We start from the raw sequence: 23,475 nt of genomic DNA, 5'->3' as shown, positions 1-23,475 counted from the left end.
TCAGAGCTTGATGACCTTCGTGTCGGCAATCGTGTCATGCAGGCACTGGCGCGATTCCCGGAAGATCAGCAGCGCGTCGATCAGGCCGTAGAGCATCTGCGTGCCGGTGGTGATGGCTGTCAGATAGCCCACGCCATAACGCAGACCGAGGATGCGGAAGGGGTCCACCTTGGAGCCGTCCGTGCGCACGATGCGCAGGCCGAAAACGATCTTGGCCAGGGTCTGGCCACGGGAGACCAGGGTCCAGCCCTGCACCAGCAGGAACAGCGGCAGGCCGATGAGCAGACCGCTCCAATGGACAGCAAAGTAGGACGGGTTTTCCGGCGACAGGAGGCGACTGATGGTCGGCGACGCCGCCATCAGGCCAAACACGATGCCGCCCAGCAGCACCCCATCCAGCAGCGCGGCGACCAGCCGCACGCCGCGGCCCGCCAGAACGCCGCCGGAGGTGCCCACATCCTCGACAAAGGCTTCCGGTGCGGCAAAGCGCTGATCCGTGTTTCCCGACATGATCACTCCCTCGTTTTAGTTGGGAGCATTCTGTCAGCGAAGTCAGGCGGTCGCCATCGGTGGAGATGCCGAAACTGCTCACCACTCCGGGGGATTGAGCTGCAGTTTTTGGCAGGGAGAGGGTGCTGTCCGTGATGAATGTCACGACTTGCCAAAGGCTGGCGATTCATCGCCGCGCTGCCTCATCACGCGTCGTCAGGGGGCGGCGACGGAGGGGCAGGGCGGCTCTTGCACAATGGCAGGTCCATTCACCCTCACCGGACACCTCACCATGCCCACCTTGCGCGTTGAACTCTTTGAAGGCCGTACCCCGGAGCAGAAGGCGGAACTGGCCAAGGAACTGACCGCCGCCTGCGTCCGGGTGCTGGGCGGCAGCCCGGATGCAGTGGATGTGGTCTTCTTCGACATCGCCCGTCAGAACTGGGCCACCGGCGGTGTGCTGTGGAGCGACAAGCAGAAGTGACGCCTTCGTGATGGCATGGGGCACGGCAGTGATCGCGGGCCCCACGCGCACACTGACACCGGCGTCGGCGCCGACCTCATGCCGACGCCGACCCCGGCCTCAACCCAGACACTGAAGCGTCAGACCCGGTTCTTGATGTCGAAGCGGTCCAGGTTCATGACCTTGGTCCAGGCGGCCACAAAGTCGCTCACGAACTGCGCCTCGCCGTCGCTGGACGCATAGACCTCGGACAGCGCGCGCAGCTGCGCATTCGATCCGAACACCAGATCGGCCAGCGTGGCCGTCCAGCGAAGCTCCTGGGTTTTGCGGTCGCGACCTTCAAACACCCCGGCCTGCGTCTCCGACTTCTTCCAGGCGGTGCGCATGTCCAGCAGGTTCTTGAAGAAGTCAGGCGTCAATTGGCCGGGGCGCTGGGTGAAGACGCCCAGCGACGAGCCGCCATAGTTGGCCCCGAGCACCCGCAAGCCGCCGACCAGCACCGTCATCTCCGGCGCGGTCAGCGTGAGCAGCGCGGCGCGGTCGATCAGCGCAGTGGCTGCGCTGGGGCTCGGGCCTACCCGGAAGTAGTTGCGGAACCCATCGGCGGCCGGCTCGAGAACCTTGAAGGCATTGACGTCGGTCTGCTCCAGCAGCGCGTCCATGCGGCCCGGTGTGAAGGGCACGGTGACCGGATGACCGGCTGCATGGGCAGCGGCTTCCACCGCCGCGGTCCCGCCCAGCACGATCAAATCGGCCAGAGAGATCTTCTTGCCGCCGGACTGTGCGCCGTTGAACTGTTTTTGGATCTCGGTGAGCTTGCCCAGCACCTGCGCCACATCAGCCGGTTCATTCACCTCCCAATCCTTCTGCGGTGCAAACCGGATGCGGGCCCCGTTGGCGCCGCCGCGCAGGTCGGTGCCGCGGAAGGTGGACGCGCTGGCCCAGGCCGTTTTGATCAGCTGCTGCGCCGACAGACCGGCGGACAGCAGCGTCTTCTTCAGCGCGGCCACGTCCTGCTCGCTGGCCAGCGGATGGTCCACGGCAGGGATCGGGTCCTGCCAGATCAGATCTTCCTTGGGCACCAGCGGGCCGAGGTAGCGGGTCTTCGGACCCATGTCGCGGTGGGTCAGCTTGAACCAGGCGCGGGCGAAGGCGTCGGCCAGCAGGGCCGGGTCGGCCATGAAGCGGCGGGAGATCTTTTCGTAGATCGGGTCCACCCGCAGGGCCAGGTCGGCGGTGGTCATCATCGGCGCGTGCGTCTTGCCGGGGATGTGGGCGTCGGGCACGGTGGTGGACCCGGCGCCGTCCTTGGGCCGCCACTGATGGGCACCGGCCGGGCTCCGGGTCAGTTCCCATTCATAGCCGAACAGCGTCTCGAAGTAGGTGTTGTCCCATTGGGTGGGCGTCGGCGTCCAGGCGCCTTCGATGCCGCTGGTGATGGTGTGCGCGCCGATGCCGCTTTCGAACTGGCTTTTCCAGCCCAGACCCAGCTCTTCGATGTTGGCGCCTTCCGGTTCGGCTCCCACGTGGTGCGCTTCCCCGGCGCCGTGGGCCTTGCCGAAGGTATGCCCCCCGGCGACCAGCGCGACGGTTTCTTCGTCATCCATCGCCATGCGGGCGAAGGTTTCGCGGATGTCGCGGGCGGAAGCGGCCGGGTCCGGCTTGCCGTTGGGGCCTTCCGGGTTCACATAGATCAGGCCCATCTGCACGGCGGCCAGCGGATTGGCCAGTTCGCGGTCTCCGCTGTAGCGCTCGTCGCCGAGCCAGGTGGATTCCGGACCCCAGTCGATCGGCTGCGGTTCCCAGATGTCTTCGCGACCCCCGGCGAATCCGAAGGTCTTGAAGCCCATCGATTCCAGGGCCACGTTGCCGGCCAGGATCATCAGGTCGGCCCAGGAGAGCTTGCGGCCGTACTTCTGCTTGATCGGCCACAGCAGGCGGCGGGCCTTGTCCAGGTTGCCGTTGTCCGGCCAGCTGTTGAGCGGGGCAAAGCGCTGCTCGCCGGAGCGGGCGCCGCCACGGCCGTCGAAGATGCGATAGGTGCCGGCGGAGTGCCAGGCCATGCGGATGAAGAACGGACCGTAGTGGCCGTAGTCGGCGGGCCACCAGTCCTGCGAGTCGGTCATCAGGGCATGCAGGTCCTGGATGACAGCGGAGAGGTCCAGGGTCTGGAATTCCCGGCGGTAGTCAAAGTCTTCCACCATCGGGTCAGACAGTTCGGAATGCTGGTGCAGCAGGCCCACGTTGAGCGCGTCTGGCCACCAGTTTGAATTGGTGCGGGCGGTCTTGGGCTTGTCGTGGGCCACGGGGCACTTGGCTTCGGTTGTCATCGGCTTCTCCTCGGTGAGTGGCGGGATCAGGTTCCCGCACATCGGTGAGACATCAGTGAGAGGGCAGATCCGAAGGTTACGACGATGATCTTGGTCTGGGACACAACAGTTTCAATGGCGGTGATAGCCGCTCAGCCCTTGGCACCGGCAGTAGTCGCCCAACCCTTCGGCAAACCCGATCTTGGAAGTCGGGTTCGCCAGGGAAAAGCGGCCTTGCGCGGCAGATCTGCCAATTCGGCTCCGGAGAGGAGCCGCAGATTCAGTGAATCGGCTCCACACGTGAGCCGATTCGGCTGACAACCGCGAATGGTGAGGATCAATCTTCCACCGCGCCTCCTGCCGACAGCTCCGCCCAGTCCAGCTCCTGAATCAGCACCCGGTAGGCGTGATCACCGATCACGTCCTGCTCGCGCAGCTCCACCGCCTTGGTGCGCGCCACCGCAATTGCCTGCCGACGCAGCGGCCCGCCGGGCACCTCCTCCAGCGGCAGCTCGGTGGTGTCGCGCGCATTCATGTCCACCACCGCCTGGTATTCCTTGCGCAGCAGCCCGGCCGGGAAGGAGGTGTCATGCTCGATGGACGCCAGCAGCGCCTGGTAGATCTGGATGCGGGCGCTTCGCACCTCCTGGCCGACCGGGTCGTTGTCCTCCATGCGGAGCCAGCGGATCAGCGGCTTGAGGGTGAACCCCTGCAACACCAATGTGCCGAAGACCACGGCGAAGGCGCTCAGCAGGATCAGGTCGCGATAAGGGAAGGGCGAGCCGTCCGGCAGTTGCTCCGGCACCGCAAAGGCCGCCGCCAGTGTGACGATGCCGCGCATGCCGGCCCAGGACAGCACCATGCCGCCCGCCCAGGCCGGATGGGTGCGGGCGCTGTCGGCCAATCCGCTGTGGCGGGCGGTGAAGGCGCTGTAGGTCATGACCCAGCCGACCCGTGCCAGAACGGTCACCGCCAGCACCACGGTGGCAAACACCACCGCCTCCTGATGGGTGCCGGAGTCGCCCAGCCGCTGCCAGATGGGACGCAGCTGCAGGCCGATCAGCACGAAGGCAAAGGCGTTCAGCACAAACACGACGGTTTCCCACACCGCGAAGATCGGCACCCGCAGTCGCGCCGCAATCGCGGAGCCGCCGCCCCGTGAGCTGGTCATCGCAAAGGCCACCATCGTCAGGATGCCGGAGAGGCCCAGCTTCTCCGCCGCGATCCAGACGCCGAAGGTGCAGCAGAACTGGATCACCAGGGCCGTGGGCGCGTGCGCCATGCGGCGGGTGAGCGGCCGCAGCAGATAGGCGAAGGCCACGCCCGCCACCACACTGCCAAACACCGTCATCAAAAGGATCGGCGCCAGCGTTCCGGCGCTGGGCGGTCCCGCCATCGCCGTCATCAGCGCGAGGCGGTAGATGAGGAGCGCGCTTGCATCGTTGAGCAGGCTTTCGCCTTCCAGGATGTTGAGCACCTTGTACGGCAGCCGCAACTGCCGCATGACCGCAGTGGCCGCCGCTGCATCCGGCGGCGCGACGATGGCCCCCAACGCGACCGCCACCGCCCAGGGCATGTCCGGAATCAGCCACCGGCTCACCAGCGCCACCATCACCACGGTGGTGCCGACCGCCGCCAGCACCAGGCCCGCCACCGGCCGCCAGTTGGCTTTCAGGTCCCGCTTGGAGGCGTCATAGGCGGTGTCCATCAGGATGGGCGCCACGAACAGGGCCAGCGCCAGTTCGGGGTCCAGCGTCCAGGTCGGACTGCCGGGCCAGAAGGCCAGCGCCATGCCGCCCAGCGCCAGCAGGGCCGGCGAGGGCGCACCGATCCGCCGCGCGAGCATCGCGAGCAAGGCGGCGCCCAGCAACAGGGCAATGATCCATTCGAAGGTGTGCATGTGCGGCGTCCGGCCAGGCGGGGCGTCCTGGTGCGCGGTCAAGGGCAAGTCGGGTGCCGACCTGTCAAATTCTTTGGCCATAATCCGCGCGACTCTTGTCCGCCAAGCATGTCGAAGGCTTCGGCTTTCGGGCCGCGGGGCATCCCCGTGGCATTTTTCAGAGTGAGGCATTCCGGCGCGCCTTCGGCAATGCGCTGCGCGCATCGGAGAAATCGCAGGACCGGCTCGTTGGTGGACGGGAGTCACCCTGATCAGCTCCCTACGATTGATGACGCCTCCGGCACCGCTCACCTATTCCCGCTGGATCGCGCTGTCACTGGCCCGCGCCTGTCAGACCGATGATGACGCACCCGGCGGGCGCACGGCCTCGGCGCTGCTGGGTCGGGCCACCGCCTGCCTCGGCGCTGAGCATCGAGCCTGGCTGCTGCCCTTGTGCGAGCAGCTCGCCCGCTTGAGCCTGCCGGTCTGGCAGCAGATGACGCCCCGGTTGCTGGCAGATCACCTGGAACTCATGCCGGCGTTCGTGGCGGGCTTCGATCCGGAACGTCCGCCCGTCCATGTGCGGCGTCTGCTGCTTCGCCCCTCGCGCATGAGGCCCCCACCGTTTGCCCTGGAGCACCTGCCCCTGCCACCGTGGCATACGCTGGCGGATCTGGCGGCTGGCCTGGGCCTGGAGCTGTCCATGCTGGAGGTGCTCGCCGGCCCGGCCCAGCGCTTCCGGGAAGCGGACCCGACGCCCCACCGGCCAAGGGTCCAGGCGACTGCGCACTACCGCTCCCTGCTGGTGGACAAACGCAGTGGTGGCCTGCGCCTGATCGAAGCGCCACTTCCCGCCTTGAAGGCGGTCCAGCGACGTCTGCTGCGCACCCTGCTGGATCGGGTGCCGGTGCATGAGGCTGCACAGGGCTTCGTGGCGGGGCGCAACGTCGCCGGCCACGCCCGGATGCATGCGGGGCAGGCCTGGGTCTTCAGATTCGACCTGAAGGATTTCTTCCCCAGCATCGGCGCAGCCCGCATCCGCGCGCTGTTCCGCACCCTGGGCTTCACCGAGGCGGTGGCGGACACCCTCACCACCCTCTGCACCGTGCGCACGCCGCGAGCGGTGCGGGAGCGCCTGCGGGACGAGGGCGGTCTGAGCTGGCTGGAGGCCCGGCGGCTGGCTTCCGCGCATCTGCCGCAGGGCGCCCCCACGTCGCCGGTGCTGGCCAATTTGTGCGCCTTCGCTTTGGACCTGCGGCTGGACGGTCTGGCAGTCCGCTTCAACGCCCAGTATTCGCGCTATGCCGATGACCTGGTGTTCTCGGGCCCCACCACCGAGGGCCTGGACGCCGTGAGCCTGCATGCCTGGGTCCGCGCCATCGTGGAGGACGAGGGTTTTGTGCTGCGCGCCGACAAAACCCGCCTGATGCGCGCCGGCGGCCGGCAGACGGTGACCGGTCTGGTCGTCAACGAGACACCGCATCTCTCCCGACCTGATTACGATCGCCTGCGCGCGCAGCTGCATCGACTGGGCCATGAGGCCCAGGTGCCGATGTCGCTGCGGGCACCCCTGCTGGGCCGGCTCGCCTGGGCCCGGCAGTTCGTGGCGCCCAGCCGTGCGGAGAAGCTGCAGCGCCTTTTCAATGCCATTGCCTTCGTTCAGTAGACTGCGCCCATGATCACCGTCCACCACCTCAACAACTCCCGCTCGCAGCGGGTCCTGTGGCTGCTCGAAGAACTGGGCTTGCCCTACGAGATCAAGCACTATCAGCGCGACCCGAAGACTATGCTGGCGCCGCCCGAGCTGCGCCGGGTGCATCCGCTGGGCAAGTCTCCCGTGGTGACCGACGGCGATCTGGTGATCGCTGAATCCGGTGCCATCCTGGAGTATCTGGTGGATCGTTATGGCGAGGGCCGCTTCAAGCCTGCGCCCGGCACGCCCGAGGCGCTGCGCTACCGCTACTGGATGCACTATGCCGAAGGCTCGGCCATGCCGCCGCTGCTGCTCAAGCTGGTCTTCGACCGCATCGAGGCCGGGCCGATGCCCTTCTTCATCAAGCCGATCGCCAAGGCGATCGCGGGCAAAGCCAAGTCGTCATTCGTGATGCCGCAGATCACCAACCACATGAACTATGTGGAGGCCGAGCTCGGCAAGAGCGACTGGTTCGCCGGAGACAGCTTCACCGCCGCCGATGTGCAGATGAGCTTCCCGCTGGAAGCCGCTGCGACGCGCGGCGGCGAGGTGGCACGTCAGCCGCGCATCACCGCCTTCCTCGAGCGCATCCATGCGCGGCCGGCGTATCAGCGTGCCCTGGAGAAGGGCGGGCCGTATGCACTGCTCGGCAAGTCCTGACCCGTTGGCGCGCTGACTACACTGACGGGTTGTTTCAGCGCCCGTCCCGTCTTCATGCAAGCCCTGCTCGACCACATTGCCACGATGCGCCGCCCGACCGAGGCGGCGCGACTTTTTCATGGCCGGGGCGGGCGGTATCCCGGCCATGAGCAGTGGTCGCTGGACGCCTTCCCGCCGGTGCTGCTGCTGACCAGTTTTGCGCCGGTGCCGGACGAGGACCTGCAAACGCTCGACAGCGCCCTGCATCGGCGCTGGGCCGAGATCGCACCGGGGGAGCCGCTGAACTGGGTCTTCCAGCACCGCGACGAATTCCGTGTGCACAACCGGCTGATGGCCGGCAGCGTGCCGCAGGCGCATGTGGTGGAGGAAGGCGGCACCCGTTTCGGTGTGCATCTGCTGCAGGGTCAGAACCACGGCTTCTTTCTCGACATGGCCGAGGGTCGCCAATGGGTGCGGCGCTGGGCGCAGGCCCATCCGGGTGGCAAGGTGCTCAACCTGTTTGCCTACACCTGTGCGTTCTCGGTGGTGGCGCTGCAGGCGGGGGCGGCCGAGGTGGTGAATGTGGACATGGCGTCCGGGGCCCTCTCCATCGGACGTCGCAATCATCAGCTCAACGGCGTGGCCGATGGTGCGCAGTTCCTGGCCCACGACATCTTCAACTCCTGGGCAAAGATCCGGCGGGGCGGTCCATATGACCTGGTCATCATGGACCCGCCCAGCTTCCAGAAGGGCAGCTTCGTCGCAACCAAGGACTATGCGCGGCTGATCCGGCGTCTCCCGGAACTGGTCGCCCCGACCGGACAGGCCCTGGTCTGCCTGAACACACCCAAGCTGGACACTGGTTTCCTGCGGGAGCTGATCGGCACGGAAGCGCCGGGCTTCGAAATCGTGCAGCGGCTGCCGAATCCGGCGGCGTATGAGGATGTGGACCCGGAGCGGGCGCTGAAGGTGCTGGTGGTGCGGCCGCGTGAGGGCGTGCCGCTGTCGGCCGGCTCTGCGCACGACCCTCCGCACGGCGCTCCGCTGGGCACCAGCCCACCGGCTGCCGAGCGCGACGACTGAACGACGACTGAGCGACGCGCGCGCCGTCAACGGCTCTTACCGTGTCAACCGCTCTCGCCTCGTGAACCGAACTCCCGGATTACACGGATTGCACGGCTGGCGGGTCTCACCCGGCCTGCACGGTGCACGCGATGCACGTCAGGGGTGTCAGCCGATACCGGCTCACAACATCGCCAGGCCTGTGTCGCCGAAGCGGCTCTCGGGGAAGCCTTGCGCGGCCAGCGCCGTCAGCTCGGCCAGCTCTTCATAGGAGCGGGCCTTCTGCAGCACCGCCATCTGACCCAGCGACGCCGCCGCAGCCTCCAGCTCTTCCGACACAAAGCCGGTCGTCACCACAATGGGCAGGGACGGATCCAGTGCGCGTGCGGCCACCGCCAGCTCGGCGCCGTTCATGCTGGGCATGTTGAAGTCGGTCACCAGCACCTGGAAGCGGCCAGGCGCCGCACGCATGGCGACCAGGAATTCGTCCGGTGACGCAAAGGCGGTGACATCAAAGCCAGCCTTGAGCAGCAGCTGCTCCACCATCATCAGCACGATGGGATCGTCGTCCACATAAGCCACGGACTCGCCGTGGCCCGGCCGCATCGCCATCTGCAGCGCTTCGACCTTCACCGGCCCCTGCGCTTCCACCACCGGCAGATAGACCATGAAGCAGGTGCCCACGCCCGGGGTGGAGCGCACGTCGATGGCACCGCTGTGGACATCCACGATGCCGTGCAGCATGTGCAGGCCCAGACCGGTGCCCTGGCCGCGCGGCTTGGTGGTGAAGAAGGGCTCGAACAGGCGCGCCTTGACCGCGTCGGTCATGCCCGCGCCGTCGTCTTCGACACACAGCTCGGCATATTGCGTCGGCGCCAGTTGACCGATGGTGCAGACCCGCGGTGTGTGCACGGTGATGCAGCGCAGCCGGATGTGGATGGTGCCCTGGCTGCCTTCCATCGCCTGCCACGCATTGGTGCAGAGGTTGAGCACCAGCTGCTGCATCTCCGACGGACTGACCGTGGCCACGCAGGACTCGTCACCCAGATCCACCTTCATCCGCACCGAGGAGGGCAAGGTGGCCTGCAGCAGGTCCACCGCTTCCCGCACCAGCGGCTGCAGCGGCTGGCGGCTGAATTCCTCACCGCCCCCACGGGCAAAGGCGAGGATGCGCTGCACCAGTTCGCGGGCGCGGGAGCCGGCGCGGCGGATCTGGTCCATGTGGTCCCGCAGCGGCGATCCTTCCGCGGCTTCGTCCGCCACCATGCCGGCGTGGCCGAGGATGGCCGCCAGGATGTTGTTGAAGTCGTGGGCGATGCCGCCCGCGAGGGTGCCCAGGCTCTCCATGCGCTGGGCGCGCAGGAGCTTGTCTTCCAGCTGCTGACGTGCCGCTTCATCGGACTTGCGGCTGGTGATGTCGATCAGCAGCACGATCGCACCCTCGGCGCATGGGAAGGTGCGGAACTCAAACCACTTTTGCAGCCGTTCGATGTAGTCCTCGAAGGCATAGGGCTTCCCGGCCAGGAGGGCCGGCCGGGCCTCGCCCTCCAGCCGCTGGAGCGCGCTGGCCGGAAAGCATTCCTGATAGGGCCGCCCGACCAGGGACCGGCGTGAGCGCTGCGTCGCCTGTTCAAAGGCGGCGTTGACGAATTCCACGGTGCCGTCGGCCCGCAGCAGAATCAGGGCATCGGACAGGTATTCGAGCGCGGCCAGCAGCTTGTCGCTGAGCGGCAGGTCCGCGGCCTGCGCAACACCGCGGGCGGTGGCCGCCAGATAAGACTGCACCGTCTGGGTGGCGGTGTGAAACGCCCGCATCTCGTCCCGGGTGAGCGGCCGCGCCTGGTCCGCCATGACGCGCAACTGGGCCTCCGCATGCTCCCACTGCACATCCAGCGCGGCCAGCACTTCGCTGGCGGAGCCCTCTCCGCGGGCCATGACCTGGCCGTCCCACACCAGCTCGCACCCCTGCGCACCGCAGGCCTGAGCAACGCTGTTGAGCAGCGCGGTGAGAACGCGTGGGTCGCCGGGAACGACGCGCGCAAGCATGCAGCCCCTTTCAGGAGGTCATTTGGAACATGAGGTCGTCGCGATGTACACCGTAGAGCAAGCGGCGGGCCTGAACGGATGCATGAGCGACACGGAACAAGGGACACGGGGAAGCCGGAGCGCCCGCCATCCGAATTGTCCCTAGGTCGTCGTACGGCAGCGGACGAGGATGTAAGCGGCGGTGACAACGCGCCAGAGGACTGGGGATCGGCGTGGCCATCGGGTGCGAGGGCGATGCACCGGCATGAGTCACCGCATGCACCGGGCGCGATCTGACGCACGCCGCTGGTGCTGACGCCGATTCAAGCCAGAGGCGGCAATACCCGGGTTCCCAGGTCAGCCGGGCCAGGCGCCATCTTCACGGCGATGCGTTGGGTGCGGTGCGTTGCGGGGCGTCGCGGCGCCGCGGACCGAAGTCCGCGATTCGGTGCAGCGCGCGCCCGGCTCCCCGCCTCAGCAGGCTCGAGGGGGGCGCAGGACGGCGCGCCGCTCCGAAACACCAGGGCCTTACTTGCTGGCCGGCGGCGTCGTGGTGGTGGAAGGCTTCGGCGCGGCCTTCTTGGCTGCCGGCTTGGTGGCGCTAGCGGGCTTGGCCGTCGAGGTGGCGGCGGCGTCGGCTTCCTTGGAGGCGGCGGTGGAGCCGCCGGAGACGCCCAGGCGGCCGCCGGTGCCCAGGCCACCCTTGACCTGTTGCGCCTTGTAGTTGCGCAGGGCCTTGACCATCTGGTTGAACGAATCCGCGAATGCGGCCGTCACCACCTTGCCGGCCGGGGTCTTGGCATAGGCGCCGCCACCGACGGCGGTGTTGCCGAACAGGCCGCCGCCGAGCACGCCGAAGTCGAAGTTCTTGGCCGTGCCTTCCGCCGCGGAGATCTGCACGCCCGAGCGGTTGTCCACCAGCAGCAGGGTGGTGGAGGCTTCGTTCTGGTTGACGCTGGCCGCCACGGCGGTGATCAGGCCCAGGGCACCGGTGCCGATGCCGCCACCGCCGCCGCCGGTCTTGCCGGAGAACTGCACTTCCGGCGTCAGCGTGTAGTCGGCCGCCACGATCTGGCCTTGGCCGAAGTTGCTGCCGGCACGCGTCTCGCCGGACTGCATCAGGGCGCGTTCACGCTCCATGTTGGCGAAGGCCTTGCCGCGCTCCACCACCACGAAGCAGTTGCTCTGCTGCACCATCAGGCGGATGACCGGCAGGGTCGAGCCCAGCTGACGTTCGCGCATGGCCGACCACCACGGCGCGGCCGGGTCTTCGTACAGCGACAGGGTGCCCAGCGATTCGTCGCAATGCTCCAGCTGGGAGTTCTGGTTCTCGGCGGTGGCGCCGCCGGCGGCACCGGACACCGTGCCCTTGTTCTCGCCCATCGTCGGGGCGGTGGCCAGACAGCCAGCCAGCAGCAGCGGAGACAGCAGGAGCGCGGGCTTCAGGACCGACCGGGCAAGGGGAGCAAGGACTGCGGACATGGAATTCCTCCAGAGGGGTTCTTCAGGGAACAGGCGAAAGGACGGCGCAAGGACACCACGGGTCCGCCGCGCCAGGGGGATGATGGGATGAGAGGCGTGAAAGATGGATCAGGGGGCCGGCGTGGCCGGTGCGATGCCGTAATAACCACCGACCGGCTGGCCATGTGGATTGCCGATCCAGATGCTGGTGCCGAAGATGTCGGCACAGCCGCCCCAGGCGACTTCGGTGCCTTTGGGCTCTTTGGTGCCCGTCTGGGCATAGAGCGTCACCGTGCTGTCCGAGGGGCCGATGGTGTAGCAGACCCGCGCCCAGACCGGCCGCGGTGCATCGGTCAGCACCGAGGCGGCAGACTCGGTCAGACCGTCCGAGGCCTTGACCACCCACTTGGTGCCGCGGTTGGGGCCGGGGTTGTAGCTGAACACATAAGGCACCTGCGCCAGCACGCCGCAGGACACCGCCGTCAGCACGCCAGCCCACCAGACTCGGAGAGGGAGAAGCATGGTTTCTTTGCCCGAATTGCTTTTAGTTGCAAAGAAGTTTAAGGAGCCGATCCCGAAATGCCTAAGGACGAAGGTCACATTGCCGGGGCGGTCCCCACCTCGGGATGTGGCGACCTCACCACGCTCGGCGCTTGGGGCTGGCCAGGACCTTCATCAAGGTGTGTGATCCATTCGTCTAGCGGACGAGCCGGGCCGCGGTAAACACCGGTGGATGCCTGCAATCGTCCGACATGCGCCCTTGTCGCACTCCGGAGCCGCTTTTTACCGCCTCGGCGACTTGCAAGCGGTCCGGGCGGCCTCAAGTGATCTGGCCCGGTGTGCCTGGTCCTTGGGTTGGGCCCTGGGTCGCCCGGTTGTTTCCCCTTTGCCGAGAGTTTCATGTCAAGTCTGTTTTCCCCTTTCACCCTGAAGAGCGTCACGTTGCGAAACCGCATCGCGGTGCCGCCGATGTGCCAGTACAGCGCCGAGGACGGCTTCGTCACCGATTGGCATCGGGCGCACTACGCCGGGCTTGCGCGCGGCGGCTCCGGTCTGGTGATCGTCGAAGCCACCGGCGTGCTGCCGGAAGGACGCATCACCCCGGGGTGTACGGGGCTGTGGAGCGACGCCCATGCGCAGGGACTGGCCGAGATTGCTGCCTCCATCAAGGCCGCAGGCGCGGTGGCCGGCATCCAGATCGCCCATGCGGGCCGCAAGGCCAGCGCCCATCGGCCCTGGGAGGGCGATGACCACATTCCGGCAGGGGATCCTCGCGCCTGGACGCCGATGGCTCCGTCCGCCGTGGCCTTTGGCAAGCATCTGCCGCGGGTGCCGCAGGCGATGACGCTGGACGACATCCAGCGGGTGCAGGCCGCCTTTGTGGCCGCCGCGCGGCGCGCCCGGGATGCCGGTTTCCAGTGGCTGGAGCTGCACTTTGCGCACGGCTATCTGGCGCAGAGCTTCTTCTCGGTACATGCCAATCAGCGCACCGACGATTACGGCGGCAGTGCGGCCAACCGCGGACGTTTCCTGCTGGAAACGCTCAAGGCGGTGCGTCAGGTGTGGCCGGAGTCGCTGCCGCTGACCGCGCGGTTTGGTGTCATTGAATTCGATGGGCGAGATGAAGAGACGCTGGCCGAAGCCATCGGCCTGACCCGCCAGATGCGGGACGAAGGCCTGGACCTGCTGAATGTGAGCGTCGGCTTTTCCACGCCTGACGCGCAGATCCCCTGGGGGCCGGCGTTTCTCGGTCCGATCGCCGAGCGGGTGCGCCGTGAAGCCGGTCTGCCGGTCGCGTCGTCCTGGGGCATCGACACGCCGGAACTGGCCGAGCATGCGGTCTCGTCGGGCCAGATGGACCTGGTGATGGTTGGGCGTGCCCAACTGGCCAATCCGCACTGGCCGTACCACGTCGCCATGAAGCTGCAGCAGGACCGCCCGGCGTGGGTGCTCCCGGCGCCGTATGCGCATTGGCTGGAGCGCTACCGGTCGGCGTCCGCGTGATCAGGGGAGAGGAGCGGCCCTTTCGCCATCCTCTCAATTCGCGCGCGGCGCGAATCAATAGGTGATGGTGACGGTTACCGTGTCGCTGTAGTCCCCGGGCGCTGCCTGGGCGACGGACGGCAGTCGGCCATAGATGGTCAGTTGCTGGATGCTGCCGGTGCCCGTGCCGGTGTAGACGCTGCTATTGGTCCCGTTGCCCCACACCTGGCTGCGGGCGGCATCGAGATAAAGCTGGTAGGCCAGCGTGTGCGTGCCACTTTTCATGGCCCGAGAGCCAAAGGCATTGAGCCCGCCCGCATGGGCACCGGCACTCAGCGCGACGCTGTAAGGCGTGGTACGGGTGCAGGTGACCGAGAGGTTGGTGCTGGCGTCGATGGCGCCATTGCTCTGCAGCGGATCAATCGCCGTCCCGAAGTTCAGGGTGCTGCCGGAGACAGTGCAGGCCACCACGATGGTGGCGCCGACCTCAAGGCTGCCGCTTGCGCTGCTGGGTGCCGACATGGTCGGCAGGCTCATCAGGGCGCCTGCGCCGAGAGCTGCGCTCAGGCGCATCGCGCGCAGGAGTCGCTGGCAGGAGAGAGGTCGAGTTGAGCGGGAAGAACGAAACCGGAGCACGGGGTTCATGAGACGGAAGTGAAGGCTTCAGTCCTGACACCCAGACCTGGGCTGCAAGGCGTTTGTGAGTCGATGAACGGTATTGAATCCCAAACGTACGCGTCACGCGATGACGAATTTCACGGACGTCACCCCCCCCATGGAGGGAGTGGGCCAACCCGTGTGAAAGTTTGCTGCGCTGAGCGCGTCAGGGCTCTCCACTCAGCAGTCAGTCATTGACGTACAGCGGTTGTCTCCTCGATGAAACGGGCATGACGTTCGGGTGGCTTGCATTTCATAGCCGTCGCCTCTAGCCTGCACTTGCGTTCGCCTCCTGACCTTCCGGTCCGACGGCGGCGCGACGATGCATCCAATGGCGGGGCACTTCCTCATCAGGGGTTGCAAGGGACGGACAACCATCACGGGCCCATGAGCCCGCTGCTGCTTATGCGTTGGCTCCAGCCCGCCATGGCGGGGATGTGTCTGAGCGCTGCCGTGTACCTGCCCAATGCGACCGCGGGCACGGTGAACAGTTCATTGGGCTCGTCGGTACTGGTGACGAGCGCCTGCACGGTCTCCGGCAGTACGCTCAACTTTGGCAATGCACTCAATCCGGTGAATGCGGCCGTGGTCGACGCCACCTCCACCCTCACCGTGCAATGCACCGCCACGACGCCTTACACGCTGTCGCTCAATGCCGGCGTCAATGCCGGGACGGCCACCAACTTCACCGGTCGGCTGCTCAAGAGCGGCGCTTATTCATTGCCCTATCAACTGTATGTGGACAGTGGCCGCAGCTCGGTCTGGGGCAATGGCACCGCCAGCGCCACCTACAGCGGGACGGGCTCCGGCAATCCGCAGAACGTGACCATCTATGGCCGGCTGCCGTCGCTCACCGGCATTCCGCCGGGGGTCTACACCGACACGGTGACGGTGACCATCAGTTATTGACACCGCCGCTGCCTGCGGTGGCGCGTGCGGAGGGACGGCAGAACAGGAGAACAGCAATGGAGGGATCCATGAGACCGAATGTGCCGCCGCTTCCTTGGCGGTATTCACCGAGTTACCGGTTCATCGGATGGCTGCCGTTGGGCGCCTGGCTGCTGGCGGCATTCATGAGCGCGCCTGCCTGGGGTGCGGATGTCAGCATCATGCCGGTCAACGTTCACCTGGATCGACAGAATGACCGGGCCACCGTCCAGGTGGTCAACAACGGCAACGACGTGGTGGTGATGCAGGCCGAGGCCATCGCCTGGACGCGGCAGGCCGGCCAGGACCTGGATGCGCCGACGCAGGAGTTGATCGTCAATCCGCCCATCTTCACCCTGCAGCCCGGGCAGACGCAGATCCTGCGGCTGGGTCTGCGCCGCACGCCCGACCTGCAACAGGAAGCCACCTACCGGATGGTGCTGCGCGAAGTCCCGGTGGCTCGCGCCAGTGAGAACCGCGTGTCCGGGCAGGTGCGGGTGCTGGTGGCGCTGCGGGTGCCGGTGTATGTGGCGCCGAATCAGGTGCGCCGGGAGCAGACCTGGCAGGTGCAGCGCACTTCGAGCGGCGACACGGTGGCCACCGTCTCCAACAACGGCAATGTGCATATGAAGGTCAGCGAGTTGCGGCTGGCCGGCGCCGCTGGCGAGAGCAAGGTCCTCGCGGTGTCGGGTGCGCAGAGTGTGATCTTTCCCGGGGAGCAGCGAAGCTTTCGCATCGCCACCCCTGCCAGCCCTTCCGGCACGCTCCAGGTCTTGACCGACCAGGGCCTGCAGCATGTCGCACTGGGCGCGGGCTCGCAGTGAGTGCTGCAGCCTGTTGCTGGCCGCGCCGCTGGCGGCGGCCGGTCAGACGTCGGCGGATGACCTGCAGCGCACGCTGGAGCGTCTGGCCGCCGAGCGTGCTGCCGCGGCGCCCCGCTTCGGCGAGACGCTGCTGCTGGGGCTGCGGGTGAACGGGCAGCCGCGGCCTCAGACGGTGCGCGCCGTGCGGGTGCCCGAGGGCCTTGCCCTGCCTCAGACGCTCTGGCAGGAGCTGATGTTGCGGCCGCCGTCCCTGCCGCCGCGGATGATCGACAACGAGCTGTATCTGATCCTCAGCGACGGTCCCGGGGGGCTGGTGCGCTGGCGGGTGGAAGAACTCAGCCAGACCCTCGAACTGGACGCTCCGCCGCAAGCCTTCGCCAATCAGAAGCTGGAACTGGATCGCGCCGCCACGCAGGTCACGCTGCCGGCGCAGCTCGGACTGTTCGCCAATTACGACCTGCAATGGCAACGCCGCGTCGGCGGCGACGGCGCACTGGACGGCCTGGCCGAGCTGGGCGTGCTGACCGGCCCGGGTGACCTCAATCATCAGATGCTCTACCGCAGTGACAGCGGCTGGACGCGGCTCGACACCCGGTGGACCTGGGACCGGCCCGCCCGGCTCGCCACGCTGCGGGTGGGGGATGTGATCAGTCAGGCTGGGAGCTGGGGACGGGCGTTGCGGATGGGCGGCGTGCAGTGGGCGTCCGACTTCAGCCTGCGTCCCGGCTTCCTGAGTTTTCCCCTGCCCACGCTCAAAGGCGAGGCGGCGCTGCCGTCCACCGTGGACGTGTTTGTCAACAACAGCCAGCGCCTGCAGGGGCGGGTGCAGCCCGGGCCCTTCGACATCACCGACCTGCCGCTGGTGACCGGGCAGGGGGAGATCCGCACCGTGGTGAAGGATCTGCTGGGACGGGAGCAGGTGGTGGTGCAGCCCTACTACATCAGCCCATCGCTGCTCAAACCGGGGCTCGATGCCTACAGCTTCGAGCTGGGCTGGGTGCGTGAGAACTATGGCATCGACAGCGCGCGGTATGGGCAGGGGCTCGGTCAGGTGACCTGGCGGCGTGGGGTGAACACGCATTTCACCGTCGAGGGGCGAGGTGAGCTGGCGGCGGATCAGCAGACCGTGGGCGCCTCGGGGCTGTGGCTGCTGCAGGACTGGGGCACGCTCAATGTCTCGGTGGCGCGGAGCCACAGCCGTCTGGCGGGCGGCGAGGACCTGAGTGACGGCGGCAGCACGGGGAGCGTGGGCGGCGTGTCGGAGGGCGGCGTCGCCGGTAGGCGCCTCCCCCGTGGCGGCTGGCTGGGCACCCTGGGCCTGGAGCGCCAGGGGTTCGGCTGGAGCGGTGCGGTGGAGGTGCGTCGGGCGTCGGTGGGCTTTGTCCAGCGCGGACTGACGGAATCTCCGCGCTGGAGCGGCTCGGCGACCTTGGGGACGCAGTGGCAGGGCTGGGGACTCGGTGCGGGGCTGGTGTACCAGGGCGCGCCGCAGCGGCCGTCGGTCCAGGGCGTGATCACGCCGGCCACAAAGCTGTGGACGCTCAACGCGGGCCGAGGCCTTGGCGCCTGGGGCTATATCGGTCTGTCGATGCTGAAAGCCGGTGGGGGCGGCGGCACGGCGGTGTCGCTGTTCTGGACGCTGCCGATCGGCGACCATCAAAGCATCTCCACCAGCTGGCAGGGCCAGCGCGGCGGCGATTCACCGTCGCAGCGCCAGTGGCAGCTGCAGTTCCAGGACAACCCGCCGCCTGGGGAAGGGCTGGGATATCAGGTGCTGGCCGACTCGGGCGGACGTCGGCAGCTGCTGGCGCAATGGCAGGACCGGCATGTCGCGCTCAACGGGGGCGTGTCCCGTCTGCAGGGGCGCACCGATCTGCGCGCGGGCGTCGGCGGTGGGCTCGCCTGGCTGGACGGCAGTGTCTATGCGGGCCGCCGGGTGGATGGCGGATTCGCGGTGGTGGAGGTGGCGGACCATCCCGATGTCCGCATCACCCACGACAACCAGGTGGTTGCCCGCACCGATGCCAGCGGCCGCGCCTATCTGCCCACGCTGCGCGGCTACCAGGTCAACCGGGTGGGCGTCATGGCGGACGACCTGCCGCTGGATGCCGACATCGAATCGCTGGACCTTCAGGTGACGCCCGCCGCGCGCCGCGCCTCGCTGATCCGCTTCCCCATCGGGATCAGCCGCACGGCCACCTTCCGGTTGGTGGACGCGCACGGGCATCCGGTGCCGGCCGGGGCGGACCTGCGCCCGGTGGACCAGATGCGCAGCTTCCCGGTGGGGCTGGACGGGCGGGCGTTCGTTGCGGGGCTCAGTGCCGCGCCGGGACCGCACCGGCTGGAAGTCCGATGGCCGGACGGCGGGTGTGAAGCCAGCATTGAATTGCCGCCGGGTGCGCGGGAACTGCCGGACCTGGGGGTGGTGACCTGCCAGGCCACGCCGACGCCAGCGTCCACAACGAGGAGTGCGCCATGAAGCGACGGGCAGCGCAGTGGGACGACGGGGGGCTCTGGCTGCGGCATCTGGCACCGCTGCTCACAGGCCTGGCCGGACTGCTGTCGGCCCCCCAGGCGCAGGCGCTATGCCTGCCTGCGGTCTGCACCTGCAATGTGGTGGTGACCAACATCGTGTTCGCGGCCTACAACCCGCTGGCCTTTGGCAACACGGATTCCACCGGCAGCGTCAAGGTCACCTGCGGCGGCGTGGCCGGATTGCTCGTGCCCTTCACCGTGGACCTGGGCAAGGGCGGCGGCACGAGCTTCAGCACCCGCCGCATGGCCTCGGGTGCGAACACCATTTCCTACAACGTCTATCTCGACAGCAACTACACCACCGTCTGGGGCGATGGCACCACGTCCACCGGCCGGGTGTCCAGCTCGGTGCTGCTGGACGCGCTCGGACTGACACCCGGGGTCACCTTCACTGTCTACGGCCGGATCCCGGGCCGGCAGCTCACCGTACCGCCCGGCACCTATACCGACAGCCTGACGGTGACCGTCACCTACCAATAAGCGCGTTCCGCCCAAGGAAATGAAGAGGACACGAAGTTCGTGCAACACGAACTTCGTGTAGCATTCCGACTCATGAAGAACGTGACCGTGACCATGGAAGACAGCGTCGCCGAATGGGCGCGGCTGGAAGCCGCACGGCGCAATACCAGCGTCTCCCGCCTTGTCGGTGAGCTGCTGGCCGAGAAGATGCGCTCGGACGACGCCTATGAGCGCGCGTTACAGGACTGGCTGCACCGCGAGCGCACCTGGGCCTCGGACGGCGGCGGCTATCCCAGCCGGGAACTGCCCTGATGAGCCGCCGCAACGCTGCCGCCGGGTGTCCGGCGCCACTGCCGACGGACATGCCGGCGGAGATTCCGGTCGTGGCCGTGTCCGGCCCGGTGTTTGTCGACACCTCCGTGCTGATCCAGAGCGAGGACGGCGCCTTCCCCGAGCGACGCGCCCAGGTGATGCGCTGGCTCCAGGTGCTATGGCAGCAGCGCCTGGGCCGTGTGTCCAGCCAGGTGCTCAACGAGTTCTACCGCACCATCACCAGCCGCATCGACCCGCCGATGCCCAATGGGGATGCCCGTGCCGAAGTGCGCCGCTATCAGCGCTGGGCCCCCTGGGCGATCGACCATGCGACGGTCGAGTCGGCCTGGTCCCTGGAGAGCCGCTTCAATCTGCCCTATGCCGATGCCCTGATCGTGGCCGCCGCCAAGGTGCAGGGCTGCGACCTGCTGCTGAGCCTGACGCTGCCGCATCAGCAGCTGTATGACAGCGTCACCATCCTCAATCCGCTGCGGGCCCTGCCGGCCGACGCAGCCCGTGTCGAGCGTTCCGCATGACTGCCTTCCTGACCCGCGCCCTTGAGCACATCCGCGACGACGTCCGTGCCCTGCATGCCTACCAGGTGCACAGCGCCGCCGGCCTGCTGAAGATGGACGCGATGGAGAACCCCTACCGCCTGCCCGAATCGCTGCAGCAGGCGCTGGGCGAGCGGCTGGGCCGGGTGGCCATCAACCGCTACCCGGGCGAGCGCAGCGGCGAACTGGCACAGGCCCTGGCCCGCCACGCCGGCATGCCGGCCCATCACGGCATCATGCTGGGCAACGGGTCGGACGAGCTGATTTCTCTGCTGTCGCTGGCCGTGGCCCGTCCGGGCGCGACGGTGATGGCCCCGGTGCCCGGTTTTGTCATGTACGAGCTGTCCGCCCGTTACCTGGGCCTGAACTTCGTCGGAGTGCCGCTGACGCCGCAGTTCGAGCTGGACGAAGCCGCCATGCAAGCCGCCATCGAGACCCATCAGCCGGCGCTGCTGTACCTGGCCTATCCCAACAACCCGACCGCCAACCTCTGGGACGCCGACGTCATCGAGCGCCTGGTGCAGATCGCCCCGGGGCTGGTGGTGATCGACGAGGCCTACCAGCCCTTCGCCGCCCGCAATGCCATGGGCCTGCTGGACCGCTACGACCACGTGCTGGTGATGCGCACCATGAGCAAGTTCGGCCTGGCGGGGGTGCGCATCGGCTACCTGATGGGTCAGGCCGAAGTGGTGCATCAGGTCGACAAGCTGCGTCCGCCCTACAACATCAGCGTGCTCAATGCCGAAGCCGGCTTGTTCGCGCTGGAGCATGCCGATGTCTACGACCAGCAGGCCGCCGAGCTGCGCGCCGAACGCGAGCGCCTGCAGGCCGAGCTGGCCCAGCTGCCGGGCGTGACGGCCTTCCCCAGTGAGGGCAACATGATCCTCACCCGGGTGCCCGATGCCAATGCGGTGCATGCGGGGCTCAAGGCCCGTGGCGTGCTGATCAAGAATGTCTCGGGCATGCATCCGCTGCTGGCCCGCTGCGTCCGCCTGACGGTGGGCACGCCGCAGGAGAACCACACGATGCTCACTGCCTTGCGTGCGACGCTGGCGGAGCAGGCCGGTTCTGTGGCACTCTGAAGCCCACGGCATCCCCCTACGTCTCTCTTTCGACTCCGAACCCCGACCCCGCCCCTGGAAGCAACATGAGCGAACGCATCGCCGAAGTCCGCCGCGACACCAAGGAAACCCAGATCCGCGTCCGCGTGAACCTGGACGGTACCGGCCAGGCCCATCTGTCCACCGGCATCGGCTTCTTTGACCACATGCTGGACCAGATCGCCCGTCACGGCCTGATCGACCTGGACATCGACGCCAAGGGCGACCTGCACATCGACGGCCATCACACGGTGGAAGACGTCGGCATCACGCTGGGCATGGCGGTGGCGCAGGCCATCGGGGACAAGAAGGGCATCACCCGCTACGGCCACAGCTATGTGCCGCTGGACGAAGCGCTGTCCCGCGTGGTGGTGGATTTCTCCGGCCGTCCGGGCCTGGCGATGGACGTGAAGTTCACCTCCGGTGCCATCGGCGCCTTCGACACCCAGTTGACCTACGAGTTCTTCCAGGGCTTCGTGAACCATGCGCTGGTGTCCCTGCATGTGGACAACCTGAAGGGCCACAACGCCCATCACCAGTGCGAAACCATCTTCAAGGCCTTCGGCCGAGCCTTGCGCATGGCGATGACGCCTGACCCCCGCTCCGCCGGGGTGATTCCCTCCACCAAGGGGACCCTGTGATGGCCGGCACCCGCAGCGTGGCCGTGGTGGACTACGGCATGGGCAATCTGCGCTCGGTTTCCCAGGCCGTGATGCATGCGGCCGAGGGTCAGGGTGTGCAGGTGATCATCACCGCCCGTCCGGAAGAGGTGATGGCCGCCGAACGCGTGGTGCTGCCGGGGCAGGGCGCGATGCGCGACTGCATGCGCGAGCTGCAGGACTCCGGCCTGAAGGAAGCGGTGCTGCATGCGGCCGCCCACAAGCCGCTGATGGGCGTGTGCGTGGGCATGCAGATGCTGCTGGACCACAGCGAAGAGCAGGACACGCCGGGCCTGGGCCTGATCCCGGGCCGGGTGCAGCGCTTCCAGCTGGAGGGCCAGCGCCAGCCCGATGGCAGCCGTTACAAGGTGCCGCAGATGGGCTGGAACCGCGTGCACCAGATGCGGACGCATCCGGTCTGGGGTGACGTGCCCAATGACAGCTGGTTCTATTTCGTGCACAGCTTTTATGCCCGCACCACCGATGCCGGGCACAGCGTGGGCGAGAGTGACTACGGCTTGCGCTTTACCTGCGCCGTGGCGCGGGATAACATTTTTGCCACTCAATTCCACCCCGAGAAAAGTGCCGCGTTCGGGCTCGCGCTCTACCGCAACTTCCTGCACTGGAAGCCCTGATCCAATCCGCAGGTTTTCTCGTTCCCCCACCCCTTTCCTCCACCTCCCACCCGTATTCGGCCATGCTGCTGATCCCCGCCATTGACCTGAAAGACGGCAAGTGCGTCCGCCTCAAACAGGGCGACATGAACGACTCCACCACCTTCGGCGAAGACCCCGCCGAGATGGCGCGCCGCTGGCTCGATGCCGGCGCCCGTCGCCTGCATCTGGTGGACCTGAACGGGGCCTTTGCCGGCAAGCCCGTGAATGAAGGCGCCATCAAGGCGATCCTTCGCGAGGTCGGTGACGAAATTCCCGTCCAGCTGGGCGGCGGCATCCGGGACCTCGACACCATCGAGCGCTACCTGGACGACGGCCTGTCCTACGTCATCATCGGCACGGCCGCGGTGAAGAATCCCGGCTTCCTGAAGGATGCAGCGTCTGCCTTTGGCGGCCACATCATCGTGGGCCTGGACGCCAAGGACGGCAAGGTCGCCACCGACGGCTGGAGCAAGCTGACCGGCCATGAAGTCGTCGACCTCGCCCGCAAGTTCGAGGACTACGGCATCGAAGGCGTCATCTACACCGACATCGGCCGCGACGGCATGCTCACCGGCATCAACATCGATGCCACCGTGCGCCTGGCCCAGGCCTTGAGCATCCCGGTGATCGCCTCGGGCGGCCTGTCCAACCTGAAGGACATCGAGTCGCTGTGCGCAGTCGAATCCGAAGGCGTGCAGGGCGTCATCTGCGGCCGGGCCATCTACACCGGCGATCTCGACTTCGCCACCGCCCAGACCCGGGCGGACGAACTCAACGGAGCCTGAGCAC

At 67.4% G+C, this 23,475-nt stretch carries 22 protein-coding genes; 15 read left to right on the top strand and 7 right to left on the bottom strand.

The window, feature by feature from the left end; all coding sequences use genetic code 11:
• Positions 1–510 carry an RDD family protein gene (locus FHS28_RS13560; protein ID WP_184294779.1) on the bottom strand — a complete coding sequence of 170 codons (510 nt, stop codon included), beginning with the start codon at positions 508–510 and terminating at the stop codon, positions 1–3.
• A 271-nt stretch (positions 511–781) separates the two neighbouring features.
• On the opposite strand from FHS28_RS13560, the gene FHS28_RS13555 reads away from it, so the two are divergent.
• Positions 782–973 (top strand): 4-oxalocrotonate tautomerase, encoded by a 192-nt coding sequence (locus FHS28_RS13555; RefSeq protein WP_088451542.1) that lies wholly within the window; start codon positions 782–784, stop codon positions 971–973.
• Positions 974–1,092: 119 nt separating this feature from the next.
• Here the strand turns inward: FHS28_RS13555 and katG are convergent, their stop codons facing one another.
• Positions 1,093–3,282: a catalase/peroxidase HPI gene (gene katG / locus FHS28_RS13550; RefSeq protein WP_088451540.1), complete on the bottom strand. Its 2,190-nt coding sequence runs from the start codon at positions 3,280–3,282 to the stop codon at positions 1,093–1,095.
• Positions 3,283–3,598: 316 nt separating this feature from the next.
• A complete protein-coding gene (locus FHS28_RS13545) occupies positions 3,599–5,161 on the bottom strand; it encodes a cation:proton antiporter (protein ID WP_088451538.1) in 1,563 nt (520 codons plus the stop codon).
• Positions 5,162–5,429: 268 nt separating this feature from the next.
• Here FHS28_RS13545 and FHS28_RS13540 point away from each other — a divergent pair, with 268 nt between their 5' ends.
• Genes FHS28_RS13540 through FHS28_RS13530 form a run of 3 tightly spaced genes read left to right on the top strand, consistent with a single transcriptional unit; the run spans position 5,430 to position 8,555 of the window.
• A complete protein-coding gene (locus tag FHS28_RS13540; RefSeq protein WP_088451264.1) occupies positions 5,430–6,806 on the top strand; it encodes a reverse transcriptase family protein in 1,377 nt (458 codons plus the stop codon).
• Positions 6,807–6,815: 9 nt separating this feature from the next.
• On the top strand, positions 6,816–7,493 hold the full coding sequence (locus tag FHS28_RS13535) for a glutathione S-transferase family protein (protein WP_088451262.1): 678 nt from the start codon (positions 6,816–6,818) through the stop codon (positions 7,491–7,493).
• 54 nt (positions 7,494–7,547) lie between these two features.
• Positions 7,548–8,555 carry a class I SAM-dependent methyltransferase gene (locus tag FHS28_RS13530; RefSeq protein ID WP_088451260.1) on the top strand — a complete coding sequence of 336 codons (1,008 nt, stop codon included), beginning with the start codon at positions 7,548–7,550 and terminating at the stop codon, positions 8,553–8,555.
• A gap of 162 nt (positions 8,556–8,717) precedes the next feature.
• Here the strand turns inward: FHS28_RS13530 and FHS28_RS13525 are convergent, their stop codons facing one another.
• From FHS28_RS13525 to FHS28_RS13515, 3 genes are all read right to left on the bottom strand, one after another.
• A complete protein-coding gene (locus FHS28_RS13525) occupies positions 8,718–10,580 on the bottom strand; it encodes a hybrid sensor histidine kinase/response regulator (RefSeq protein WP_088451257.1) in 1,863 nt (620 codons plus the stop codon).
• Positions 10,581–11,087: 507 nt separating this feature from the next.
• Positions 11,088–12,041, bottom strand: a complete 954-nt coding sequence (locus FHS28_RS13520) for a CsgG/HfaB family protein (protein WP_088451255.1) — start codon at positions 12,039–12,041, stop codon at positions 11,088–11,090.
• 108 nt (positions 12,042–12,149) lie between these two features.
• Positions 12,150–12,542 carry a hypothetical protein gene (locus FHS28_RS13515; RefSeq protein ID WP_184294776.1) on the bottom strand — a complete coding sequence of 131 codons (393 nt, stop codon included), beginning with the start codon at positions 12,540–12,542 and terminating at the stop codon, positions 12,150–12,152.
• A gap of 378 nt (positions 12,543–12,920) precedes the next feature.
• Here FHS28_RS13515 and FHS28_RS13510 point away from each other — a divergent pair, with 378 nt between their 5' ends.
• Entirely contained in the window at positions 12,921–14,024 is a 1,104-nt protein-coding gene (locus FHS28_RS13510; RefSeq protein WP_088451251.1) for an NADH:flavin oxidoreductase/NADH oxidase, read from the top strand.
• 54 nt (positions 14,025–14,078) lie between these two features.
• Here FHS28_RS13510 and FHS28_RS13505 read toward each other — a convergent pair whose 3' ends face one another.
• On the bottom strand, positions 14,079–14,540 hold the full coding sequence (locus FHS28_RS13505; protein WP_184294773.1) for a Csu type fimbrial protein: 462 nt from the start codon (positions 14,538–14,540) through the stop codon (positions 14,079–14,081).
• A gap of 507 nt (positions 14,541–15,047) precedes the next feature.
• On the opposite strand from FHS28_RS13505, the gene FHS28_RS13500 reads away from it, so the two are divergent.
• The 10 genes from FHS28_RS13500 to hisA all read left to right on the top strand — a co-directional run bounded on the left by FHS28_RS13500 (position 15,048) and on the right by hisA (position 23,471).
• The gene (locus FHS28_RS13500; RefSeq protein ID WP_088451247.1) at positions 15,048–15,569 is read left to right on the top strand and encodes a Csu type fimbrial protein; all 522 of its coding nucleotides are present in this window, start codon (positions 15,048–15,050) and stop codon (positions 15,567–15,569) included.
• 68 nt (positions 15,570–15,637) lie between these two features.
• Complete coding sequence (locus FHS28_RS13495) at positions 15,638–16,411, top strand: fimbrial biogenesis chaperone (protein WP_184294770.1); 774 nt, start codon at positions 15,638–15,640, stop codon at positions 16,409–16,411.
• Positions 16,383–18,890, top strand: coding sequence for a fimbria/pilus outer membrane usher protein (locus tag FHS28_RS13490; RefSeq protein WP_088451243.1), 2,508 nt, complete (start codon positions 16,383–16,385; stop codon positions 18,888–18,890). Before FHS28_RS13495 ends, FHS28_RS13490 begins: the two co-directional genes overlap by 29 nt.
• On the top strand, positions 18,887–19,426 hold the full coding sequence (locus FHS28_RS13485; protein WP_088451241.1) for a Csu type fimbrial protein: 540 nt from the start codon (positions 18,887–18,889) through the stop codon (positions 19,424–19,426). Before FHS28_RS13490 ends, FHS28_RS13485 begins: the two co-directional genes overlap by 4 nt.
• A gap of 72 nt (positions 19,427–19,498) precedes the next feature.
• A complete protein-coding gene (locus FHS28_RS13480; RefSeq protein ID WP_088451239.1) occupies positions 19,499–19,717 on the top strand; it encodes a CopG family transcriptional regulator in 219 nt (72 codons plus the stop codon).
• Positions 19,717–20,253 (top strand): PIN domain-containing protein, encoded by a 537-nt coding sequence (locus FHS28_RS13475; RefSeq protein ID WP_246410044.1) that lies wholly within the window; start codon positions 19,717–19,719, stop codon positions 20,251–20,253. The genes FHS28_RS13480 and FHS28_RS13475 overlap by 1 nt, the downstream gene beginning before the upstream one ends.
• Positions 20,250–21,353, top strand: a complete 1,104-nt coding sequence (gene hisC / locus FHS28_RS13470) for a histidinol-phosphate transaminase (RefSeq protein WP_088451237.1) — start codon at positions 20,250–20,252, stop codon at positions 21,351–21,353. The genes FHS28_RS13475 and hisC overlap by 4 nt, the downstream gene beginning before the upstream one ends.
• Positions 21,354–21,418: 65 nt before the next feature.
• On the top strand, positions 21,419–22,012 hold the full coding sequence (gene hisB / locus FHS28_RS13465; RefSeq protein ID WP_088451235.1) for an imidazoleglycerol-phosphate dehydratase HisB: 594 nt from the start codon (positions 21,419–21,421) through the stop codon (positions 22,010–22,012).
• Positions 22,012–22,665 (top strand): imidazole glycerol phosphate synthase subunit HisH, encoded by a 654-nt coding sequence (hisH, locus tag FHS28_RS13460; protein WP_184294766.1) that lies wholly within the window; start codon positions 22,012–22,014, stop codon positions 22,663–22,665. The genes hisB and hisH overlap by 1 nt, the downstream gene beginning before the upstream one ends.
• A gap of 62 nt (positions 22,666–22,727) precedes the next feature.
• Positions 22,728–23,471 carry a 1-(5-phosphoribosyl)-5-[(5-phosphoribosylamino)methylideneamino]imidazole-4-carboxamide isomerase gene (hisA, locus tag FHS28_RS13455; RefSeq protein ID WP_088451231.1) on the top strand — a complete coding sequence of 248 codons (744 nt, stop codon included), beginning with the start codon at positions 22,728–22,730 and terminating at the stop codon, positions 23,469–23,471.
• Positions 23,472–23,475 lie beyond the last annotated feature (4 nt).

Source organism: Roseateles terrae (assembly GCF_014192155.1).
Classification (GTDB): Bacteria; Pseudomonadota; Gammaproteobacteria; order Burkholderiales; family Burkholderiaceae_C; genus Roseateles; species Roseateles terrae.
This window is presented reverse-complemented; position numbering and strand designations above follow the sequence as displayed.

Coding starts and splice junctions, on each gene's coding strand:
- FHS28_RS13540 (WP_088451264.1), top strand. CDS start 5,430: ATGACGCCTCCGGCACCGCTCACCTATTCCCGCTGGATCGCGCTGTCA.
- hisH (WP_184294766.1), top strand. CDS start 22,012: ATGGCCGGCACCCGCAGCGTGGCCGTGGTGGACTACGGCATGGGCAAT.
- FHS28_RS13495 (WP_184294770.1), top strand. CDS start 15,638: ATGAGACCGAATGTGCCGCCGCTTCCTTGGCGGTATTCACCGAGTTAC.
- FHS28_RS13490 (WP_088451243.1), top strand. CDS start 16,383: ATGTCGCACTGGGCGCGGGCTCGCAGTGAGTGCTGCAGCCTGTTGCTG.
- katG (WP_088451540.1), bottom strand. CDS start 3,282: ATGACAACCGAAGCCAAGTGCCCCGTGGCCCACGACAAGCCCAAGACC.
- FHS28_RS13485 (WP_088451241.1), top strand. CDS start 18,887: ATGAAGCGACGGGCAGCGCAGTGGGACGACGGGGGGCTCTGGCTGCGG.
- hisC (WP_088451237.1), top strand. CDS start 20,250: ATGACTGCCTTCCTGACCCGCGCCCTTGAGCACATCCGCGACGACGTC.
- FHS28_RS13560 (WP_184294779.1), bottom strand. CDS start 510: ATGTCGGGAAACACGGATCAGCGCTTTGCCGCACCGGAAGCCTTTGTC.
- FHS28_RS13530 (WP_088451260.1), top strand. CDS start 7,548: ATGCAAGCCCTGCTCGACCACATTGCCACGATGCGCCGCCCGACCGAG.
- FHS28_RS13480 (WP_088451239.1), top strand. CDS start 19,499: ATGAAGAACGTGACCGTGACCATGGAAGACAGCGTCGCCGAATGGGCG.
- FHS28_RS13475 (WP_246410044.1), top strand. CDS start 19,717: ATGAGCCGCCGCAACGCTGCCGCCGGGTGTCCGGCGCCACTGCCGACG.
- FHS28_RS13515 (WP_184294776.1), bottom strand. CDS start 12,542: ATGCTTCTCCCTCTCCGAGTCTGGTGGGCTGGCGTGCTGACGGCGGTG.
- hisA (WP_088451231.1), top strand. CDS start 22,728: ATGCTGCTGATCCCCGCCATTGACCTGAAAGACGGCAAGTGCGTCCGC.
- FHS28_RS13500 (WP_088451247.1), top strand. CDS start 15,048: ATGAGCCCGCTGCTGCTTATGCGTTGGCTCCAGCCCGCCATGGCGGGG.
- FHS28_RS13525 (WP_088451257.1), bottom strand. CDS start 10,580: ATGCTTGCGCGCGTCGTTCCCGGCGACCCACGCGTTCTCACCGCGCTG.
- FHS28_RS13545 (WP_088451538.1), bottom strand. CDS start 5,161: ATGCACACCTTCGAATGGATCATTGCCCTGTTGCTGGGCGCCGCCTTG.
- hisB (WP_088451235.1), top strand. CDS start 21,419: ATGAGCGAACGCATCGCCGAAGTCCGCCGCGACACCAAGGAAACCCAG.
- FHS28_RS13520 (WP_088451255.1), bottom strand. CDS start 12,041: ATGTCCGCAGTCCTTGCTCCCCTTGCCCGGTCGGTCCTGAAGCCCGCG.
- FHS28_RS13555 (WP_088451542.1), top strand. CDS start 782: ATGCCCACCTTGCGCGTTGAACTCTTTGAAGGCCGTACCCCGGAGCAG.
- FHS28_RS13505 (WP_184294773.1), bottom strand. CDS start 14,540: ATGAGCCTGCCGACCATGTCGGCACCCAGCAGCGCAAGCGGCAGCCTT.
- FHS28_RS13535 (WP_088451262.1), top strand. CDS start 6,816: ATGATCACCGTCCACCACCTCAACAACTCCCGCTCGCAGCGGGTCCTG.
- FHS28_RS13510 (WP_088451251.1), top strand. CDS start 12,921: ATGTCAAGTCTGTTTTCCCCTTTCACCCTGAAGAGCGTCACGTTGCGA.